This is a genomic window from Ruegeria sp. HKCCD4315 (assembly GCF_013112245.1).
Classification (GTDB): Bacteria; Pseudomonadota; Alphaproteobacteria; order Rhodobacterales; family Rhodobacteraceae; genus Ruegeria.
Genome location: NZ_WVRN01000002.1, coordinates 297,157 through 317,986 on the forward strand (window position 1 = coordinate 297,157; position 20,830 = coordinate 317,986).

The 20,830-nt window shown below is 56.4% G+C and carries 17 protein-coding genes; 8 read left to right on the forward strand and 9 right to left on the reverse strand.

Annotated elements, in window-relative coordinates; all coding sequences use genetic code 11:
• Positions 1–40: 40 nt before the first annotated feature.
• From cobA to GS646_RS19315, 4 genes are all read right to left on the reverse strand, one after another.
• Positions 41–802 carry a uroporphyrinogen-III C-methyltransferase gene (cobA, locus tag GS646_RS19300; RefSeq protein WP_171185616.1) on the reverse strand — a complete coding sequence of 254 codons (762 nt, stop codon included), beginning with the start codon at positions 800–802 and terminating at the stop codon, positions 41–43.
• A 187-nt stretch (positions 803–989) separates the two neighbouring features.
• Complete coding sequence (locus tag GS646_RS19305) at positions 990–1,391, reverse strand: plastocyanin/azurin family copper-binding protein (protein ID WP_171185614.1); 402 nt, start codon at positions 1,389–1,391, stop codon at positions 990–992.
• A gap of 54 nt (positions 1,392–1,445) precedes the next feature.
• Positions 1,446–3,230: a NapC/NirT family cytochrome c gene (locus GS646_RS19310; RefSeq protein WP_171185612.1), complete on the reverse strand. Its 1,785-nt coding sequence runs from the start codon at positions 3,228–3,230 to the stop codon at positions 1,446–1,448.
• 123 nt (positions 3,231–3,353) lie between these two features.
• Positions 3,354–5,030 carry a cytochrome D1 domain-containing protein gene (locus GS646_RS19315; protein ID WP_171094602.1) on the reverse strand — a complete coding sequence of 559 codons (1,677 nt, stop codon included), beginning with the start codon at positions 5,028–5,030 and terminating at the stop codon, positions 3,354–3,356.
• Positions 5,031–5,274: 244 nt separating this feature from the next.
• Here GS646_RS19315 and GS646_RS19320 point away from each other — a divergent pair, with 244 nt between their 5' ends.
• The gene (locus tag GS646_RS19320) at positions 5,275–6,471 is read left to right on the forward strand and encodes an NnrS family protein (protein ID WP_171647278.1); all 1,197 of its coding nucleotides are present in this window, start codon (positions 5,275–5,277) and stop codon (positions 6,469–6,471) included.
• Between the two features lie 21 nt (positions 6,472–6,492).
• On the opposite strand, the gene GS646_RS19325 is transcribed toward GS646_RS19320, so the two are convergent.
• Positions 6,493–7,599 (reverse strand): Hint domain-containing protein, encoded by a 1,107-nt coding sequence (locus tag GS646_RS19325; protein WP_171185607.1) that lies wholly within the window; start codon positions 7,597–7,599, stop codon positions 6,493–6,495.
• Positions 7,600–7,840: 241 nt separating this feature from the next.
• Between GS646_RS19325 and GS646_RS19330 the strand changes: the two genes are divergently transcribed.
• From GS646_RS19330 to GS646_RS19355, 6 genes are read left to right on the forward strand one after another with little or no spacing between them, the layout of a single operon-like run.
• Positions 7,841–8,290 carry a cytochrome c gene (locus GS646_RS19330; protein WP_171094608.1) on the forward strand — a complete coding sequence of 150 codons (450 nt, stop codon included), beginning with the start codon at positions 7,841–7,843 and terminating at the stop codon, positions 8,288–8,290.
• 16 nt (positions 8,291–8,306) lie between these two features.
• On the forward strand, positions 8,307–9,674 hold the full coding sequence (locus GS646_RS19335) for a cbb3-type cytochrome c oxidase subunit I (protein WP_171094611.1): 1,368 nt from the start codon (positions 8,307–8,309) through the stop codon (positions 9,672–9,674).
• On the forward strand, positions 9,674–10,489 hold the full coding sequence (locus GS646_RS19340; RefSeq protein ID WP_171185606.1) for a CbbQ/NirQ/NorQ/GpvN family protein: 816 nt from the start codon (positions 9,674–9,676) through the stop codon (positions 10,487–10,489). Before GS646_RS19335 ends, GS646_RS19340 begins: the two co-directional genes overlap by 1 nt.
• 9 nt (positions 10,490–10,498) lie before the next feature.
• Complete coding sequence (locus GS646_RS19345; RefSeq protein WP_171647276.1) at positions 10,499–12,424, forward strand: nitric oxide reductase activation protein NorD; 1,926 nt, start codon at positions 10,499–10,501, stop codon at positions 12,422–12,424.
• Complete coding sequence (locus GS646_RS19350) at positions 12,421–12,969, forward strand: cytochrome c oxidase subunit 3 (RefSeq protein WP_171647274.1); 549 nt, start codon at positions 12,421–12,423, stop codon at positions 12,967–12,969. The genes GS646_RS19345 and GS646_RS19350 overlap by 4 nt, the downstream gene beginning before the upstream one ends.
• Positions 12,970–12,973: 4 nt before the next feature.
• Positions 12,974–13,261: a cytochrome C oxidase subunit IV family protein gene (locus tag GS646_RS19355; protein ID WP_171185599.1), complete on the forward strand. Its 288-nt coding sequence runs from the start codon at positions 12,974–12,976 to the stop codon at positions 13,259–13,261.
• Between the two features lie 56 nt (positions 13,262–13,317).
• Here the strand turns inward: GS646_RS19355 and hemA are convergent, their stop codons facing one another.
• Positions 13,318–14,541 carry a 5-aminolevulinate synthase gene (gene hemA, locus GS646_RS19360; RefSeq protein ID WP_171185597.1) on the reverse strand — a complete coding sequence of 408 codons (1,224 nt, stop codon included), beginning with the start codon at positions 14,539–14,541 and terminating at the stop codon, positions 13,318–13,320.
• Positions 14,542–14,726: 185 nt separating this feature from the next.
• On the opposite strand from hemA, the gene GS646_RS19365 reads away from it, so the two are divergent.
• The gene (locus GS646_RS19365) at positions 14,727–15,419 is read left to right on the forward strand and encodes a Crp/Fnr family transcriptional regulator (RefSeq protein ID WP_171094622.1); all 693 of its coding nucleotides are present in this window, start codon (positions 14,727–14,729) and stop codon (positions 15,417–15,419) included.
• 105 nt (positions 15,420–15,524) lie between these two features.
• Here the strand turns inward: GS646_RS19365 and GS646_RS19370 are convergent, their stop codons facing one another.
• The 3 genes from GS646_RS19370 to GS646_RS19380 form a co-directional block, all read right to left on the reverse strand.
• A complete protein-coding gene (locus GS646_RS19370; protein WP_171647272.1) occupies positions 15,525–18,830 on the reverse strand; it encodes an adenylate/guanylate cyclase domain-containing protein in 3,306 nt (1,101 codons plus the stop codon).
• Positions 18,831–19,025: 195 nt separating this feature from the next.
• Positions 19,026–20,285, reverse strand: coding sequence for a TRAP transporter large permease (locus GS646_RS19375; RefSeq protein WP_171185593.1), 1,260 nt, complete (start codon positions 20,283–20,285; stop codon positions 19,026–19,028).
• The gene (locus GS646_RS19380) at positions 20,282–20,815 is read right to left on the reverse strand and encodes a TRAP transporter small permease (protein WP_171185591.1); all 534 of its coding nucleotides are present in this window, start codon (positions 20,813–20,815) and stop codon (positions 20,282–20,284) included. The genes GS646_RS19375 and GS646_RS19380 overlap by 4 nt, the downstream gene beginning before the upstream one ends.
• Between the last annotated feature and the right edge of the window lie 15 nt (positions 20,816–20,830).

A 20,830-nucleotide genomic window follows, 5' to 3' on the forward strand; every position in this document is an offset into this window, starting at 1 on the left:
CTGCGCGCTACATCCTGCCGCAACTGTTCTGCGTCCCAGCTTAGCCATTGGCTTGCTCCAAAAGCTCGGCCACGGGCCGTTCGGCATAAAGCGATACGACCTTGCCAATTATAAAGAGCGTGGGTGCTTTTAACCCGGCCTCGCGCACGTCAGTGGCTAATTGGTCCAACCGAGATACCATGCGGCTTTCATCCGGTGTGGTCGCTTTGCCGACGGCAAGAACCGGGGTAGACCCCGGCAGATTTTCCGTCATCAGACCCATGGCGATCTGGCCTATGTTGGCGACACCCATATAGACCACCAGCGTCGAGTCCGGATCGGCTAGACGTTTCCAGTCGAGGTCCAGCACCTTGTCGGCCTGGCGGTGCCCAGTGACATACTGCACCGAGGTCGCCAACCCGCGATGGGTCAGCGGAACGCCGGTTGAAGCGGACGCACCCTGTGCCGCCGTAATGCCCGGCGCATATTCGACAGCGACACCGTGGGCCATCAGATAAGCGGCCTCCTCTGAGCCGCGGCCAAATATCATCGGATCGCCGCCTTTGAGACGGGCAACCGTGTGACCCGCACTGGCCTCTTCCAGCAGAATTTCGTTGATGCGGTCTTGTGGAACCGTGTGGCATTTAGGTGCTTTGCCAACCGGGATCAGCCGTGCCCCCTCGGTGTGCAAATTTAGAATGTCGGCAGACACCAGCCGATCATAGACCACTACATCTGCTTCTTGCAGCATCCGCAATGCGCGCAGGGTCATCAGCTCGGGATCGCCAGGGCCTGCGCCAATCAGAAAAACCTTACCGCTCATGTGCAAACTCGCTTGGTCTGAATGTCATCGAAACCCGGATCAGCCTTGCGTAAACGGGACGTCGCTGGGCCTGCCGGGCGTGTCATGAGAGCAAGGTGGCGCAATCGCAAACCGACCTCCTTGACATAAGTTAAGGAGCGCGGGATTTGCGCCCGCGCTCCTGTTTTCTTGCCTGTATTTTATTGCTTTAGGGTTCGACGGTGATCATTCCGATCATGTTCTGTGTTTCCCAATGCGGGCCGCACAAATATTCCTGCGGGCCGGGTGTGAGAAACGTCAGGTCGACTGTTTCCTCAGGGAACAAACGGTCGCTTTCGGGTTCGCTGCCGTTTTTCAAAAGAACCGAATGGCTGGTGCGTTTGTCGACATTCACCCAGCGGACAGTTGTGCCTGCCTTCACGGTCAGCTCAAACGGGCAGAAATTATATTTATACATCAGCACCACTTCGGCATCCTCGACGGCGGATGAAGGCTGACCAAACAGCTCGACATAACGGTCTTCCGCCTCGGCACACAGTTCGGCGGTTTCATCCGCCCAGGCGGGCGCGGCCAGAAACAGCAGCGCGGGAAGAAGGCGTTGGGGTTTCATAGTCCATGTCTCCCTTCCAAAGTGACGGGGGCCGGATGACCCGGCCCCAATCCGTTATTGTTTGACCACGTTGATGAATGCACTGTCATCGTCCAGCGCGAGACTGGTGTTCAGCGTCACATGGTGGAACCGGGCAGCGCTGAAGTCGTCGTGGATCGCAAAGCCAACGGTATAAGTCTGGCCTGCTTCCAGCGGTACATCACCGGGCGCGCCAGAGTTAAGCGGGCGAGTGAAGACCACCGTCCACATACCGCCGGACAATTCAGCCGACGCGGCGATTTCACCGTCATTGACCACGCGCTGTTCCAGCAGATAGCCGTTAGTGGCGCTGCCATCTGCATAGACGCGCATCAGGTCAAGATAGGTGCCATCGGCCAGATACTGCTCGATCTGTTCCGCAGCCTGCAGCTTGTCCCAACCGCCCAGTGCCTTGCCACGTCGACCTTTGATTTCGACATCCGTGCGGCTTTCGCTGATGTATTTGGTCACAGTGTCCTGCGTATTTAGACGGCCAGCTACGTCACCATTGGCGGCGATTGCCTCGGCACCGGGATCAAACGGCATATACGAGTTGTCCGCGTGGCAAGACGCCCAGCAGCCCACTTGTTCGCCCAACTCGATACCTGTGCCGGTGATCATCATGGCTACCTTGATCTGGTTGTCGGGATCCATCTTGCCGCCGTCGACAAACGGGGCAGGGTTGTGGCCCGCATCCGGCCATTGCAGGCGGATATACAGGTTTTCGTCGTCATGCGCCGCCTGAACAGTTGCGTCGATCACACCGCGTTTTCCGGGGATCGGTGTTGGTTCAAGCTCGCCGCCTGCAACGATCTTGTTGCCGATCGTGTCCAGTTCCTTGGCGTGGCATGTGGTGCACTGATCGCCACCTTTGGTCAGGGGCCGTGCTCCACCGTGGAACTTGCCGTTCTGCACCCACTCAAACGAAGCCTGACCGGGGTAGAACAGTTTCAGATCTGCACTGGCAACCGCGTTCCAGTCGATGTTGGTTGCGACATCTCCACCACCGCCTGAAGGGGTCGCGGCTTCTTCTCCAGCTGCTTTAGCTCGTTCTTCTGCGACAGCAGCGTCGACAGCGGCTGCGATCTGCGCCTGAACGGCCTCTTGCTGTACTTTTTTGGCAGCTTTTTCTGCTTCGGCTTCTGCAGCTTCCTGGGCTTCAATCTTCTCTAGGCTTGCCAGATACTCGGCGGGGATCTCGCGAATGAACGCTGGGTTTGGGGCTTCAAGCTCTTCCAAATATTCCTCGTCAGCCCGATCACGGGCGTCCGAATGCGCAATCCCCTTGTGACAGTCGATGCAGGTTTGACCGACCGTCATTGCGTTCAGGTGCTGCTGACGCGCGCGGGGTTTCTGGAATTCGGGCATCATCGATTCAAAATCGTGACAGTTGCGGCATTCGCGCGAGTCGGTGGCTTTCATCCGTTCCCATTCGTTCATGGCCAGATGAACGCGTTTGGCCTCGAACTTCTCGCGGGTGTTGATGGATCCGACCATCTTGCCGTACAGCTCTCTGGACGCCTTTATCTTGCGGATCATCTTGTGGGTCCAGTCCTTGGGCACGTGGCAGTCTGAACAGACAGCCCCTACGCCGGACCGGTTCACATCATGGATCGTGCCGGTGTATTCCTCGTAGACGAAATCGCGCATCTCGTGACACGAGACGCAGAATTCCTTGGTGTTGGTGGCTTCCATGGCGGTGTTGAACCCGCCCCAGAAGATGATACCGGCAGCAAAGGCTGCGGCAATGCCGGCCACGGGCATCCCCCATAGGAAATACCGGCGCCAGATCGGTGGTTTTTTATCAGGTTCGGAGGTCATTTCCGGGCTCCGTCTTGGCTGTCTTGACTGGCGCGGCGTGTCAGGCCGGCGCGATTAGCTGATGGGGAAAACGAAGAAAGGGCGGGCGAGGGGCCCGCCCTTTCTGTTTCATGTGTAAACCCGTCAGGTGACGTGGTTCGACCGGTTGTAGACGTTGAACTTGCCGGTGGGCGCAAACAGTCCCTTCACGCGACCGATCTCTTCCAGCGTCTTGGCGTCGAAGATCACAATCTCACCGTTTGGTTCTTTCGAGGTCGAGCGGTTCCACTTGGAAACCCAGACCTCGGACCCATCCTGGTTGAACTCGAAGTGGACGGCGACGTTGCCTTCCTCTTCAGTGATCTGGATCGTTTTCACGATCTCACCGGTTGCCTTGTCGATGACCTGCACCGATTGCTGGATCTCAGGCTCGGGGTGCTTGGTCTGGTCAGCCCAGATGTAGTCTGATTCCGGGTGTGTCCGGATGAACAGACCGGGTCCGTCGGTTTCGACTTCGTAGCAGACCTTCCAGGCATCATCCGGACGGCCTTCGGGGTCGTTGCTCCAAACGGTCACGGTGCCTTCGCCCAGGTGGGTTGTGCCGGCAACAGGGCCGCAGTTCGGATCATCCCAGTTAGCGCCAGGGCCAGGGTGCGGCAGCGGCGCGGTGTCGATCAGAGCTTCCAGCTTGTGGGTTTCGGTATCGACCACAACCATCTTGTTCGACGCGTTTGCGGCGATCTGGAAGTAACGGCCGGTCGGGTCAAAGAACCCGTCATGCAGGAACTTGGCGCTGTCGATCTTGTCGATCCGCAGGTTTTCCAGATCGGTATAATCGACCTGCCACAACTGACCCAGTTCTTTCACGGCAACGATCCAGGTGGGTTCGTTTGGAGTGGTGTAGATCGCAGCCACGCGGGCCTCTTCCACATAGTCCCCATCGACGTTGTAGCCGCGGGTCGAGACAACCTTCTTAGGCTCCATGGTTTCAGCGTCGACAATGGCGAAGTGCGGCGGCCAATAGGCCCCACCGATCACGTATTTACCGTCGCCCGAAACGGCCACATCGCGGGCGTCATAGCCAATGGTCACTTCGGCCACCAACATGTTCTCGGGGTTCTGCCACAGGTCGATCTTGGTCATCTTGCCGTCGCGACCCATCGTGTACCAGAAGCGGCCCGGGTTTTCGGGTTCTTCCAGTTTATGATGTTCGGAGGCTTTCAGAACGTGCACGGCGTAACCCGTCGGGATGTGCGCCAGAACTTCCTTTGTGTCACCGTCGATCACAGCCACTTTGCCCACGTCACGCTCGATGACCACGAAGAAGTTTTCCCAGTTGCGACCATGTAGTGGCTCGGTCGGGTAGTCCTCGGGTTCGACATAGACCTTGCGTGTCGCCATCATCTGTTCAAGCGACATTTCCGGTGGCTGGGGCGGCTCCATCTGGATGTAGGTCGCCATATCGCGGATTTCTTCTTCGGACATAACGTCCGAGAAGTTGTTCATCCCGCCTTCGGTCCCCCAGGCGATGATCTTTTCAAGCCGTTCCTGACCCAGTTTCAGGGTGCCGGATTCGGTTACGGTACCGTCGGCGTTTTTGGTTTCCACCAATGGCTCAAGGCTTTTACCTGTCGCCCCTTTGCGCAGCACGCCGTGACAGCCGGCGCAGCGTTCAAAGTACAGTTGTTTGGATGATTCAAAGGCTTCCTTGCTGAGAGTTGGCTCTTCGGCGAAGGTTGGAGCAGCGACGCTGCCCAACAACATTGCCAATCCGACCCCCAATGCGCGGCCAGTTTTGTTGTAGCTGATTCCAAGTGACATGATCACTCTCCATTTGCGTGGTGAGGCAAGGCAGAGACTGAGCCATCACGGAGATGTCATCCTTGACCAAAGTCAACGGCAGGGGCGCAAACTGAGACTTAAAGGCAATAATTCAACTGTTGAAACACCAATAAAACTTGAGAATTTCGCACATGTTTAAGCGAGGCTTGATTTCGGTTAAGGCCGCGTAAGACCCGCCGCGATAGAGCTTGCGTAACCACTGGTGAGGCTATGGAGAGCGGTCATGGCATCTGTGATAAAACGCGTTTTCAGTGAGGGATTTCGTGTCTTTTTCCTCTTGGCGGGTCTTTATGGTGTGTTCGCAGGGTTAGCTTGGGGCGCATGGTTGGCTTCGCTGGACGGTCTGTTGCCATTTTGGGATCAAAGCTATGCCATGCCACCGGTTATGTGGCACGCCCATGAAATGATATTTGGCTATGCGACAGCGGCCTTGGGTGGGTTTTTCCTGACCGCTGTTCCAAATTGGACCGGTGCCCCCGAGGCGCGGGCACGCTTTATTACTGTTGTCGCGTTTCTCTGGATTGCCGGGCGGGTGGCCGTCTGGTTTTCAGGTTCATTGTCGCCCTTGCTCGTGGCCTTTTTGGATTTGATTTTTGTGCCAATTCTGGCACTAAAAGTTGCGAGTCAGTTGATCCGTCGACCCAAGCCGCAAAACATCGTGTTTGTGTATCTTCTGGGTTTGATCTGGATCGCCAACCTGATGGTCCATCTGGAATGGATCGGAGCAACCACTGATACCTTGAACACAGGGGTCCGGGCAGGGTTGCTTGCTCTTTGCTCGATGATCGCGATTCTGGGCGGCCGGATCACACCAGCTTTTACCCGCAATGCAATGAAACGCGCGGGTCAGCCAGAGGCGTCCTGGCCTGTTTCGGTGCCGCAGCTAGACAAGGCGGCGATGTTTCTGGCGCTGCTTCTGCCTTTGCTTGTGCTGACGCTGCAAACAAGTCCAGTGGCAGGTGTTGTTGCTCTGGTGTTGGGCTGCGTGCAACTATCGCGCATGGCCCGTTGGAGAGCACGATGGGCTATGCGCCAGCCAATCCTTCTGGCTTTGTTTTTAGGTCTCGGAATGTTGGCTCTTGGACTGATTCTTTGGGGGCTGGCAGCTATTGGGTTTGGCAACGAGGTTGGCGCGATTCACCTGCTAGGGATCGGTTGCGTGGGCGGCATGACCCTCGCGGTCATGAGCCGCGCTGCTCTGGGTCACAGTGGCCGCCCGCTTGTTGCACCGTCTCCGATGGTGATTGCTTATGGGTTGATGGCCGCTGCGGCTTTGGTGCGTTGGTTGGGGTCAGAGCTGACAGGCGGCTATATGACCGCCATGTTGATGGCTGACGGCCTTTGGATTGCAGCGGTTGGGCTGTATGTCTTCGCAATGTGGCCTGCTTTGACAGGACCTCGGGTGGCAAAGGCGCTTTGAGCCCAACTGGCTCTCCGAGACCTAGCATTCGGAAATCAGCGGGCGCTCATTCTTGATATGCCGAGAGACTAGAGCGCGTGCGCGCCTGCCCTTATCCGGGATTTGTCTTGCTGGCTGTGGGATGTAGTTTGGTTGCGCAAGCTCTGGAAATAGTTCGAGGATTTCAGCGCGCGCGTCCGAGTGGATACTGGCCATGGCCTGGGCACCGGTGAACAGGCTCTCGGATGGGGCGCCTTCGGAATAGATGATCTCGTGCTGGTCGAACAGAATATGAAAATAGACGACGTCTTGCGTCATCACGTCCACATTTATGCCCGGAACGCCAACCAGTTTGTGCGCCGGGACCAGAACTTCTGCGCTGTCGAACATACGAACGGCGATGGGTGAACGAAGCATCATCCGATGTTGTGGCGAGACCAAGAGGTCCCGTTCCGGCAGGCCTTTGCCAAGGCTTCCAGCTGCTATCCGAATGGGCAGAAGTTTTGGGCGCGCGGCCAAATCGGTCGCATCCAACACACGCGAACCAATCCAGCGTATTTCTTGCGGCCCGTTATCGGCTGTTACAACAAAATCCCCAACACGCAGATCTTCTATGGAAACAGGGCCTTCAGGTGTCGTGATCCGTGTTCCGGCCACGAAGCAGGGAACATCGATAATTGCGGTAGGGTCTGTTGTGTCAGGTGCGTTGGTCGGTGTTACGTTTGACCTGACAAAGGAATAAGTCGTTCCTGCCACCAGAGGTTCTGAGGTGATGTATCCGACCAGATTACCTTCAACCTCGACACGGAATACGTCTATGGTGCCGCCACCCGGCTTGCTGAGGCTGTACGATTCCTCGAGATAGATCGCACCTGAGTCGATCGTGACAGAACCATCAAGGTTGGTCACAACACCGGTCTGGGTCAGGTCATCGCCAAATTCGTTATTGAACCGATCGCCGTTAAAGTCTGTCCCATTGTCGGGGGCGCCATTGACCAGCGTACCCCCGGCCGCGTCAGTTACATCAAAGACCCGTCGATCTGTCGCGGCATCGTAAGTCCCCGAAAGCGTGATATTGCCGGTGTTAAACCCAGTGAAGTTTAGTGAAATAACCCCCGGCACATAGCCGATATATGAATAGTTCGCCATCGATTAACCCGTCACTATTTTACTGCTGATCCGAAGTGTTGGCACACTCTCCGGCTACTCTCACGCGATATCAGTTAACATCGTGTGATTTTAAGTCAATTTCTGGGCGCGATTTGGGTGCTCATAAAGAACTTTAGAGACATCATCGCGTCACATCCAATGTCTTGACTTTCGTTAAGGCATGGATGCGCGCCGCCCGCCATGCTGACAACACTAGCTAATCTGCGCAAAGGAGAGCGCGATGCGAGAAGTCATGACAAAGAGCATGGCTCGCAACATATTCTATGGCGGGTCACTGTTCTTCATCCTCATCTTTCTGGCCCTGTCGGCCCATTCGCACCTGTATATCGTTAATTCGGAAAACGCCGCCAAACTTGATGAAAGCGTGATCCGCGGCAAGCATGTCTGGGAAAAACACGCCTGTATCAACTGCCATACGATCCTTGGGGAAGGGGCTTACTATGCCCCCGAAGTGGGCAATGTGATGACCCGCTGGGGTGTGCTGGATGACCCGGAATCAGCCTTTGAATCCCTCAAGGGTTGGATGGAAGCACAACCGACCGGCATTCCCGGTCGCCGGCAGATGCCCAACTTCAATCTCAGCGACGAAGAGATCCGCGACCTGACCAATTTCCTGATCTGGACGGACAATATCGACGCTCAGGACTGGCCGCCCAACGAGGCAGGCTGAGAAAGGGAACGGAGCAATGAAATACGAATCCCAAAAAATCGCCTATGCCTACTTTGCGGTAGCCATGGCCTTGTTCGCAATACAGGTGATCGGCGGCCTGCTGGCCGGTTTCATCTATGTATTCCCAAACTTCCTGAGTGAGCTTCTGCCATTCAACATCGTTCGGATGCTGCACACCAACTCTCTGATCGTCTGGTTGTTGCTGGGCTTCTTCGGTGCGGCGTACTTCCTGATCCCGGAAGAGACCGAGCGCGAAATCCATTCGCCAACGCTGGCCTACCTTCAGCTGATCATTCTTGTGGTCGGTACATTAGGTGTGGTCGTAACTTATGTCTTCAACCTGTTTGAAGGCAACTGGCTTCTGGGCAAAGAGGGGCGCGAGTTCCTTGAACAACCCAAATGGGTCAAGGCGGGCATCGTCGTGGCCGCGCTGATGTTCCTCTACAACGTGTCGATGACCGTTTTGAAGGGCAAAAAGACGGCCATCTCCAACATCCTTCTGTTGGGCCTTTGGGGGCTGGCTTTGCTGTTCCTGTTTGCTTTCTACAACCCCGGCAACCTGTCCCTGGACAAACAGTACTGGTGGTATGTTGTCCACCTGTGGGTGGAAGGCGTCTGGGAGCTTATCATGGCTTCGATCCTGGCCTACCTGATGCTGAAGCTGACCGGTGTGGACCGTGAGATTGTCGAAAAATGGCTGTATGTCATCGTCGCCGCCGCGCTGTTCTCGGGCATCCTTGGCACAGGGCACCACTATTACTGGATCGGTACGCCTGCATACTGGCAGTGGATCGGGTCGATCTTCTCGAGCCTTGAGGTGATCCCGTTCTTTGCAATGATGGCCTTTGCCTTCGTCATGGTCTGGAAAGGCCGCCGTGATCACCCGAATAAGGCCGCGCTGCTGTGGTCGCTGGGCTGTGCCACGCTTGCCTTCTTTGGCGCCGGTGTCTGGGGCTTCCTGCACACGCTGCACGGGGTGAACTACTATACCCACGGCACGCAGATCACTGCCGCACACGGCCATCTGGCCTTCTATGGTGCTTATGTCTGCCTCAACCTGGCGATCTTCACCTACGCGATGCCAATCCTTAAAAACCGGGATCCGTATAACCAGGTGCTGAACATGGGCTCGTTCTGGCTGATGACCAGCGGCATGGTCTTCATGACCTTCGTGCTGACCTTCGGTGGTACCGTGCAAACGCACATGCAGCGCGTGGTTGGTGACTATTTCATGGATGTGCAGGATCAAATCGCAGTCTTCTACTGGATGCGTCTTGGTTCCGGTGTGGTTGTTGTTCTTGGTGCACTGCTGTTCATCTACTCGATCTGGGTGCCCCGGAAAGAGGTCATTGAACCCGGCGCAGCCGAAACCCCTGCGGAGTGATGGATATGGACGGCTCCATGAAACTGAATGAGGGGGCGGCAAACGCCCCCTTCTACCTGCCCCAAGGCGATGAATGCGATGTGTTCTGCGCCGCGTATAACAACGACCTGCCGGTTCTGCTGAAAGGTCCGACAGGCTGCGGAAAGACCCGCTTTGTGGCCCACATGGCGGCTAAACTCGGCCGCCCGCTTTACACCGTGGCCTGTCATGATGATTTGGCCGCAGCCGACCTGATCGGGCGCTACTTGCTGAAAGGTGGCGAAACCGTCTGGGTCGATGGCCCCCTGACCCGGGCGGTGCGCGAAGGCGCGATCTGCTATCTTGATGAGGTGGTCGAGGCCCGTAAGGACGTCACCGTCGTCCTACACCCGCTGACCGACGACCGGCGCATCCTGCCGATTGACCGCACAGGTGAAGAGCTTGAGGCCGCGCCCGGCTTCATGCTGGTGGCTTCATATAACCCCGGATACCAGAATATCCTGAAAACCCTGAAACCCTCGACCCGTCAGAGGTTTATCTCTCTCGAGTTCGACTTCCCTTCGCCTGAAATGGAAGCGCAAGTCGTCGCTCAGGAAAGTGGTTTGCCGCTGGAACGCTGCAAACCACTGGTGCGACTGGCGAACAAGCTGCGCGGGCTCAAGGGTCAGGACCTTGAGGAAGGCGTTTCCACCCGTCTGGTCGTTTATGCCGCGACGCTGATCGCGCAAGGCATGTCCACCGACCGCGCCATCCTCACCGCTATGGTTGAACCTCTGACAGATGACGAGGACATCAAACGCGGGCTCCTCGATCTTGTCACGGCTGTCTTTGGGTGAGGCCGGCCGATGGTCAAGATCGACTTTGAGCCATGGGAACCCGAAGAAACGATCGGGAAACTGTGGCACACCCTTGCCAGCCGCCTCGATGCACCCCAGGTGCATGAAGGAGCCGCGGTTGACCTGTCTCAGGTCGCGGGGCGGCTGGCTGTCCTCTTTCGAGGACTTGGGGGTAGCCCGGGCGTAGAATTACGCCCGGTCTCACCCGAGGTTTCGCGCCACCGTTTAAGTTGGCGCCGCCGATTGGCGACTGAGGCCGAACTAATGCCCCGCGCATCGTTTGACGGTGAAGTGCTTCGGCTACCGGATCGCCTGGCTGTATTCCCTGCGCGTGAAGCAAATGGCGCACTTTATGTCTGGCTGGCCGCGGCTGCGGCTCATGCCGGAACCCGCATCGACGAAGATGACCCATTACGCGCTGACCTGCGCGCTCTGATCGCTGCTCAACATATGGTCGATGCAACATTAGATAACGCCCCCGGGCTCCGTCCGCTTTATACCGAGCTGTGCAAGGGCGTTCTGCATCACCGTAACGTTCCCGACCTGCCGCCCGATGAGGCAGCAGTAGAAGAGCTTGTCCGTCATAGGCTGGGCGATCCTGCCTCTCTGTCTTCAAGAGCCGAGCAACTTCTGTCTCTGGTAGATGACGATATGGCTGCGCCGCGGGGCTATCAACATTTCCGACCGGTTCCCCTGTGGCCCGAATTGCGGGCGGTTGGGTTTTCAGAACATAACGAGGTGGAAAACCCCGAGACTGAGGGCGAACCTGAAGAATCTGGTGAGAAAACCCATCGGGCCCGCCGCCGAAAATCCGATCAGGCCGAGCGCAGCGACAGTTTCATCCTGCACAAATTCGAAGCGGTCCTCAGTTGGGCCGAGTTCCTGAATATCAACCGCCGCGTCGATGACGACGATCCTGACAACGCCAAGAAAGCCGCTGACGATCAGGAAGAGATCGGTTTGGGTCAGATCTCAAAAGCGCCGCCAACCAAACTGAAATTGCATCTGGACCTGGCGCCCGAGGATGTCAATCGCGAGCGCTTGTCAGGTCGGATTCTCTATCCTGAATGGGACGTGCGCACCGGGCAATACCTGCCGGATCACGTCAATGTCCTGCTTTCAGATGCCGACATCCGCGAAGACGCGGCCGAGTTTGGCAAGGATCCCGCCACAGCGCGTCGTATCCGTGCTGTGAAACGCCAGTTCGAGGCTCTGCGCCCTGGTAGAGTGATGACACGAGGCCATCTGGACGGAGACCAGCTGGACATCGAGGCTGCGGTACGCGCCGAGACCGAGCGAAAGGCGAGCGGCGAAGCAAACGAACGCATCTGGATGCAATCGCGCCCCGAAGCCCGTGATCTGGCGGTGTCGATTCTGTTGGATGTCAGCCGCTCGACCGAAAGCGCGGTCACAGGCCGCGCCGTGATTGACATCGAACGCGAGGCTTTGGCCGCGCTTGCCTGGGGTCTGAACGCCTGTGGCGACGATTTCTCCATCCACGCGTTCAGTTCTCTGAAACGTCAACGTGTCTATGTGCAGCGCTGTAAGCGGTTCGATGAACCAATGGGGGCTAAGGTCGAGCAACGCATTGCCTCACTGCGACCCGGTCACTACACCCGGCTCGGCTCGGCGATCCGCCATTGCTCTGCCGACCTGGCCAGCCAATCCCGCAAGCGCCGTTTGCTGCTGGTTATTACAGACGGCAAGCCCAACGACCTCGACCATTACGAAGGTCGCCACGGTATTGAAGACACCTGCATGGCGGTACGTGAGGCGCGCCGTGCCGGGCAATCGGTTTTTGGCGTCACCATCGACAAAACTGGCAAAAGCTGGTTCCCACGCATGTTTGGTCAGGGCGGTTTCACCGTCATCCCCGATCCACACCGCCTGACCATGGCCCTGCCACAGATCTACCGCCAACTGGTCGGGGCATGAGCAACGCCTCTCTGATTGACGAGCTTCCTGGCGAGTTGCTGATGTGGGTTCTGATCATCTCGGAACTGCTGGTCTTCGGTGCGGGCCTTATTGCCTTTATGGGCGTGCGGCTGACCGATCCTGTGGGCTTTGCCGAGGCGCAATCGCATCTCTACCGCACCGGAGCTGCCTTCAACACTGCGGTGCTGGTTACGTCAGGTTACCTTGCCGCGCAAGCTCTGCACTGGCGCCGCGCTGCGGAACGGTTCAAAGCACGGTTTGCACTTGTGTTTGCGGCTGCGCTAGGGGTTGTATTCCTTGTTATCAAAGGCGCGGAATACGCTGGAAAGGCTGAACAAGGCATCACGTATGAAACCCATCCCTTCTTTCTGTTCTATTACCTTTTGACTGGCTTCCACGCCGCCCATGTCTTGGCCGGGGTCGGACTCCTTCTCCTGGTGGCCTGGCGCGACGACCCGCGCAACATCGAGGCAGGCGCGCATTTCTGGCACATGATCGATCTGGTCTGGATCATGTTGTTCCCCGTGATCTACCAGTTGGGATAAAAAGATGCCCGCGTCTTCATCTTTTCACAAATACTCCCGCCGGAGGCTCCCGAACGCACTTACACGCGCGTGGTTCAACCTGTTGGCGCTCAGCATAACGTCGGCGCTGCTGACCCTGTTACCGCTTGGACCTACAATCGTTGGTGCAGGTATTCTGGCTCTTGCGCTTCTCAAGTGCCGCATCATCCTGGCGCAGTATCTCGACCTTGCAACCAGCCCGGCCTGGCTGCGAGGGTTTTCCGTTGCGCTGACAGGCTTTGCACTGATCGTATTCGTCCTCTATCTGCTCTGAACAAAAATGTGCCGCCCCGAAGGGCGGCAGTTTTTCAAGCAAAGGGGTGCTTTGAACTATTGTGCGGCCATTGGCATGCGCGCGATCTGACAGCGCTGCCATAGAGCTGACAGCGCACCGACGAGTTGATCGATATCCTCGTCGGTATGAACCGGAGACGGCGTGATCCGCAACCGCTCGGTGCCTTTGGGAACGGTGGGATAGTTGATGGGCTGGATGTAGATGCCGAATTCTTCCAGCAGGGTGTCCGAGATGAACTTGCATTTCACCGGATCGCCAACCATCACCGGGATGATGTGGCTGGGGTTGTGCAAATGCGGAATGCCTTCGGCGTCCAGCCGGGCCCGAACCTGTGCTACCCGTTGTTTTTGCAAGTCACGTTCCGTGGTCGATTGCTTCAAATGCTGGATTGAGGCCGCAGCGCCTGCCGCGATGGATGGCGGTAATGCGGTGGTGAAGATAAACCCGCTGGCAAAGCTGCGCACGAAATCGCACAGTGCGACAGAGGCAGCGATATACCCACCCACCACACCAAAAGCCTTACCCAGCGTACCTTCAATAACGGTCAAACGATCCATAAGCCCTTCGCGTTCGGCAATACCGCCTCCGCGTGGGCCGTAAAGACCGACGGCGTGGACTTCGTCCAGATAGGTCATTGCGCCGAATTTGTCGGCCAGATCGCAAATCTCTTTGATCGGAGCAATGTCGCCATCCATCGAATAGACAGACTCGAATGCGATCATCTTGGGAGCGTTGGGGTCAGCAGCGGCCAGTTTGGCTTCCAGATCCGCAAGGTCGTTGTGTTTCCAGATCACCTTCTGCGCCCGTGAGTGGCGGATGCCTTCGATCATCGAGGCATGGTTCAACGCATCAGAGAAAACTATCAGACCCGGAATCTTCGCAGCCAGCGTCCCCAACGCGGCCCAATTTGAAACATAACCCGAGGTAAACAGTAGCGCCGCTTCTTTGCCATGCAGATCAGCCAGCTCAGCCTCAAGTACCACATGGTCATGGGTGGTGCCTGAAATGTTGCGGGTTCCGCCTGCGCCAGCTCCGCAGCGATCCAGCGCATCGTGCATGGCGGCGATCACCGAGGGGTGTTGACCCATGCCCAGATAATCGTTCGAACACCAGATTCGAACGTCTCGCTGAACCGGTCCATCCGTCTGCCGCGCGTTCGGAAACGCCCCACAACGTCGTTGCAAATCGATGAAAACGCGATAATTGCCTTCATCTTTCAAAGTGTCGAGGCTCTGGCTAAAAAAACGCTCGAAGTCCATCTGACGTACTCCCCGGATAACTGGCTTTGAGCTGAATTTAAGGCAGTCGACTTGGTCGTGACATGACAATTGTCAAGTTTCGGCGCAAGAATAGGGCTGGCAACACTAAGCGTGCTTTGGCATAGCTTTGCCCAGGGATGATAACCCGGGGTCGGCCCGGAACGGACTAACAGGGGGATGCCTGCATGTCGCATGAGGCACAAAAGGCAATCGCACGCCAATCACTGCTATTGCGCAGCTTGCCCGAGCAGCATGTCGATACTTTGTTGCGTCAGGCCGTCTGGCGAAAATATGACCGGGGCGAGACGATTTTTCTTCAAGAGGAAGAAGCTAAAGCCGTTCACGTCGTTCTGGCCGGTTGGGTCAAGCTGTTCCGGGTTACACCTACGGGTGCGGAAGCGGTCGTCAGTGTTTTCACGCGAGGCGATAGTTTTGGTGAGGCCGTGGCCCTTCGGGATGTACCTTACCCAGTCTCGGCCGAAGCAGTGTCACCTTGCGAAGTGATGCACATTCCCAGCCCCGTACTGTTGGCGCTAATGCGGGAAGACGCGGAAATAGGTGTATCGATCCTGGCGTCTACCTTTACGCACCTGCATTCTCTTGTTGCGCAGCTTGAGCAGCTCAAGGCGCAAACGGGCGCGCAGCGCGTTGCAGAGTTCCTGCTGAATCTATGTGAAATCGAAAGCGGCGCGTGCGAAGTAGAGCTGCCCTACGACAAGATGTTGATTGCTGGCCGTCTGGGAATGAAGCCCGAAAGCCTCAGCCGCGCGTTTTCACGTTTGAAATCTGTGGGTGTCAAAATTAACAGAAACCATGCCGATATCGCGGACATCGATGTTTTGCGCGACTACGCGGAAAGCGACCCGAGCGAGAGGTAACCTCTGAGAGTCGTAAGTCGAAGTCACGTATAGACAAATTGAACGGTAAAATTCAGCCTGGAAGACTTTGAACTGGTCCACTTACCCTCCAGCTTGAAAATACACTTACGACGTTTTCGCATGTTCGAGCACGGCCAAAGCGTCTGCGATATCTCGGTTCTGTGCCCCCCCCGTGATCGTGCTTAGAATGCCGTCCACGTCTGGTGGAAACTGTGGTGCAAAATCGCAGCGCTCGCAGGTCCGCAAATACTCCACCGCAGTTCGCAGTTCCAACATTCTGGCTTGCTGTTCGCGCGCTGTTTTCAGGGCGCGCGCAAAAAGGGCGTCGGCCGGTTGATCCGAGGACTGCACCATTGCCTCAACTCGATCAGTTTCAGCCTGCGCCCATCCTTCGTTGGTCAAATCTTGCTGCATGCGTGCCTCGCCCAGAAGATCTTGCGCTGTTTTTACATCCTCTGCGTTCAATGAGACCTCGGCCAATGCAGTCAGGAACAGGGGTTTGTAGTTTCCCGCCCCACTGGCCCACCACGCTTCGGCAGCGTTGCGGAATGCGCCGAAAGTTTTCTGGTCCGGATGAAGCAACGCATCCGCCCAGCTGCGCCAGACATTTGCCGTCAACGTCATGAACGGAAAAGCGTGCTTTATGGCCAGAGCTTCCAACCACGCCACAACATCAAAGACCTGTTCAGGCTCGCGCCGGAGCAGGTGAAGCATGCAAAGATAGGTCAAAGACTGCGCCAGGCTGTGCGCATGGTTCAACTTTTGAGCCGCCGAAACTGCCTGCTGTTGAATCTCGAGCGCATGATCCGGCTGGCCGCGCATCCAGACTGCGATGCTCAGAAAACACGATGTGATGGCTGCGTGATCGGTGCCATACACATAAGCAAGGCGGCCGTGTTGTTCCGGTTCATATAACTCCAGCGCCTGTTTCAGGTGATCGCAGGCCGGTTCCAAATCCCCGATGTGCAGCAAGACCGCACCCATGGCCCGATGGGCGATCATGATATGGTGCGTTTCCTTGGTCAGCTGTGCCAGGTCCAGCAATTGTGAAGCCGTGTCCCTGGCCAAATTGTACTCGCCTCTTACAAGGTGATACGCGTAAAGGCCATTTAGTACTGGAAACAGCTGCTCGGTTTCACCTAGCCGGTTGCACAGGTCGCGAATTCGTGCGTAAGCCGCCCCTGTTTCATCCGCCGCTATGCCTGCGGTTGAACGAAGAACGCCAGCCTGCAAAATTTGTATCCGCGTTTCTTTGCGATCCCTGTCAACGGATTCATCCAGCTTTTCCAGTAAAGAGATAGCTCTGCCCAGCTGTGTCACTGCTTCCACCCCAGCTGATCGTTCCACAGCGCGTTGACCCGCCAGATACCAGTGATCGATCGCCTGTTCTGGCATTTCCGCCATCGTGTAGTGATGGGCCAGAATTTCAGGTCCAACAGCGGTGTCTTGGTGTTCCGCCTCGTTCAGTGTTTCAACCACGCGGGCGTGCAGCGTTCGGCGCTCTCGCTTTAAAAGGCTATTGTACGCTGTGTCGCGGATCAGCGCGTGCCGATAACTGAAGGTTTCTTCGTATTCTGTTCCCGACAGCGTCATGATCCCTGCGTCCACCAACAAATCCAGACCTGCCCGCAAGGCCGTTTCATCAAAACGCGAAACCTGCGCGATCAAGGGGTACGAGAATTGCGGGCCAATGACCGCTCCGATCTGGGCGACCTCCTTGGCCGAGCTCAATCGATCGAGTCGGGCCATTAAGGCGTCATGAAGAGTTTTCGGAACTGATGACGACGCTGAGGTTTGGTCAGGCATAAAGTCATCCGGGCTATCTGGCCGGAAACTGGCTTCCAGCAGATCCTTGGTGACTTCTTCAACATAAAGCGGAACCCCATTCGAGCGCGCCGCGATCAGGTCATAGGCTGCGTTTGGAACGGCTGTCCCAGCGGCGACTTCGTTTACAATCTCCTTGATCTCTGCAAAGCTCAATTGCTTCAAATCAACATGAGTGAGATTTGAGGTAAATGACCAGTCCGGGTCAAAACCTGTGCGATAACTCATCACCATAAGAACTGATGCGTCGCCGATCTGATCGACAAAAAGATCCAGCAGCGTCTTTGTCGTCGGGTCGACCCAATGCGCGTCTTCAAAAAGCACCAAAATCGGGGCCTTCCTGGACATTGTGACCAGATGGTCCACCAACATATCCAGGGTCTGTTTCATGAGCTGCTCAGGCGTCAGATCCAGCGGTCCCAACTGATCCTCGAACGGAACCGACAGAAGCGACGCGGCCAATTTCAGCACACTATCGGACTGTGCGCCCAAAACGCGTTTTAGCTTGTCCAATTTCTGGGTCGCACTGTCGTCCGCTCTCAACTCTGCGGCGGTCTCAAGTTGGCGAATAACGGGATATAACGCACTTGCATCATGGTAAGGTGAGCATTGGAAACGGATGTGCCGGAAAGAGGCTTCGGGGATCGTACGGCTCAGCTCTTCAATCAGACGCGATTTACCGATACCCGCCTCACCTGACACCAGCGCCACCTGACCATGCCCCTGGCGGGCCAAATCCCATTTGCTGTGCAGTGTTTTGAACTCTAGCGTTCTACCGACAAGAGAGTTCATCGCGATGTCACCGGACGCCATGAACCGACTCAGGGTTTGGCGCGTTCCGGTGACTTGCCAAGCTTCGACTTCCTTGGCGAAGCCTTTCAGTTGAAACGTCCCACGACGCACGTATTCAAACGTGTCACCCGCAAGTTCGTGGGTTGTAGGCGCGACAATAAGCGTGCCCGGATCCGCCATGGACTGCAGCCGCGCGGCAAGGTTGGGAGTTTCCCCCATTGCCGTGCCATCCTCGAACATCTTTTCGCCACGCAAATCGCCCACAACGACCAGTCCGGTTGCGATGCCAATACGAACCTGAAGCTGGGCATGCGTTCGCAAGGCAGGGATTTCGCGAATAATTCGTAGACCTGCGTGAATGGCGCGTTCGGGATCATCTTCGTGCGCGTGCGGAAATCCAAAAAACACCATGATGCCATCGCCATAATAGCTGGCGATGTGGCCGTCATAGGCTGCGACGGCTGCTGCGCAAGTTTCTTTGAACAATCTCAGAACTTCGGCCAGATCTTCGGGGTCTAGCTGTTGCGACAGCGGTGTAGAGCCCACGAGGTCAATAAACATCACTGTCAGCTGTCTGCGTTCAGCAATGATATTGGCCTCTGTGCCGGATCGACCTTGAGCACCTTGGCGAACAGCTTTCAGGAAACGGCGTCTTGGCCCAAGGGGCAGGCCAATGGTTACAAGGTCATCATCGCTGAGTTCCGAGAGATCACCCAACTCGATCTCATGCCTGGCAAAGGCATCTGCATATTTGGACAAGCCATGTTTGCTCAGCCAGTTTGCAATATCAGCCATTTGACCTTGTGCGTGACATCGTCGATGCGGTGCCACGCTCTCCGCTTTTTCGTTTAACCCTTAAGCTCGGCTTGCGAGCCGACAAGAGTATTTGATCTCATCAAGAACGACAGGACAGGGCGGGTCAAGAGCGCGGTGCGAGGACAGGATGTTTCCTGTCAATTTGCTTGGGTTGGTGGGCTTTTGGGATCAACCTTAGATCAACACCGTCGACAGGCTGGGGAAATAGCTAAGCAAAAGCAGAACCAAAGCAACCGCGATCAGGAAAGGCCACAGCGATCTGAGGATTGAACCGGGTGATGTGCCACTCATGGATGAGGCGATGTACAATCCGATCCCTACAGGCGGGGTCAGCAAACCAAGCACAAGGTTCAGGCAGGCGACGATGCCGAATTGATACGGGCTGATGTCATAGGACCCGGTTGCAATGGGCAGCAGGATAGGCGTGATCAGGATAATCGCTGCAATGCCATCAATCACCATTCCAACCAGCAACAAAGCCAGATTTACAATCAGCAGAAATACAAAGGGGTTCGAGGTGACGGATGTGATCAACCCGGCCAGATGCTGCGGTATCTCTTCGTAGATGATGACCCAACCAAACACACTGGCGGCCGCAATCATGAACAGGATCATCGAGGCATTAGCAGCGGTGCGTTTGAACATCTCGGCCAGGTTTTGCGGCTTCAGGTCGCCATAAACCAGCCAGCCCACAAGAAAGGCGATCAAGGAGGCAACCGCGGCGGACTCTGTCGGGGTGGCGATCCCGAACAGGATGCCGCCGATGATCGAAAGCGGGATCAGCAGGGCCGGAGCTGCGCTGATCAGGGACCGTATAGCCTCGGCCCGCGTCATCCAGCGGCCTTTGGGAAATTGTTGCTGCCAACCAATCAAAGTGATGACCAGCGCGAAAGCACCAGCCAGAATTAAGCCCGGCAAAATACCCGCAATGAACATATCACCTATGGGGATCTGGGCCAGCACACCAAAGATCACAAACATCATCGATGGCGGAATGACCGGGGCCAATAGGCCACCAGCGGCTGTGGTCGCGGCGGCAAAGCCTTTGTCATAACCTTCTTCATCCATCGCAGGGACCATGGCGCGCGACATCACCGCGATCTGTGCTGTGGCAGAGCCGATGATCGCCGCCATGAACATATTGGCCAGAAGGTTGATATAAGCCAACCCGCCACGAAATCCGCCAACAAACACCCGCGCCAGCGCAACAAGGCGTCGGGTCATGCCGCCTTCGTTCATCAACTCCCCTGTCAGCATGAAAAGGGGTATGGCCAGAAGGCCATAGTTCTCAAGACCCCCGAACATTTTCTGCGCGAAGCTGTCATAAAGTATCGTGTTTCCGCTTTCCCAAATGTACCAGATGGCCGTGATGGCCAGTACGATCGCCACAGGAACAGACAGTAGAAGGGTGGCCAGAAAGACGATGGGACTCATGTTTGCGTTCCCTTCGTAGGGGCGCTCAGCAAGTGCATGGTGGAATGCAAAGTTGCACCAAGTGCAAACAGCCACATGACAAGCCAGAACAGGTATTTTGGCAGGCCCAGGGTCAGTGTCGGCTCGGCATAAATGAAATTGAACGTCTGTCCTTGAAAAGCCACTGTGTCAAAGCCGCTGCGCGCTATGTCCAGCGGCAGAAACCAGCGCCAACAGAACCACAGCATCGCAACGGAGAAGGCAAACACAACCACATCGACCGTCTTGCGGATTACCCGTTTAGCGTGATCTGGCACATTGTCGGTGAGGATGGAAATCGACACCGAACTGCGATGATGCAACGCTGCAGATGCCCCCAAAAACGTCATCCAAACCATGGCATAAATTGCCAGTTCATCGACCCAGAACAGCGCGTTGCCCGCTGTACGTGTCACGACATTCAGCAAAATCAGAACGGTTATGCAGACCGCCAGAAAGGCAGCGCACCACAATTCGACCCGCGCCAAGCCAGCCGACAGCCGATACAGCATCGCTGTTCTCCCGTA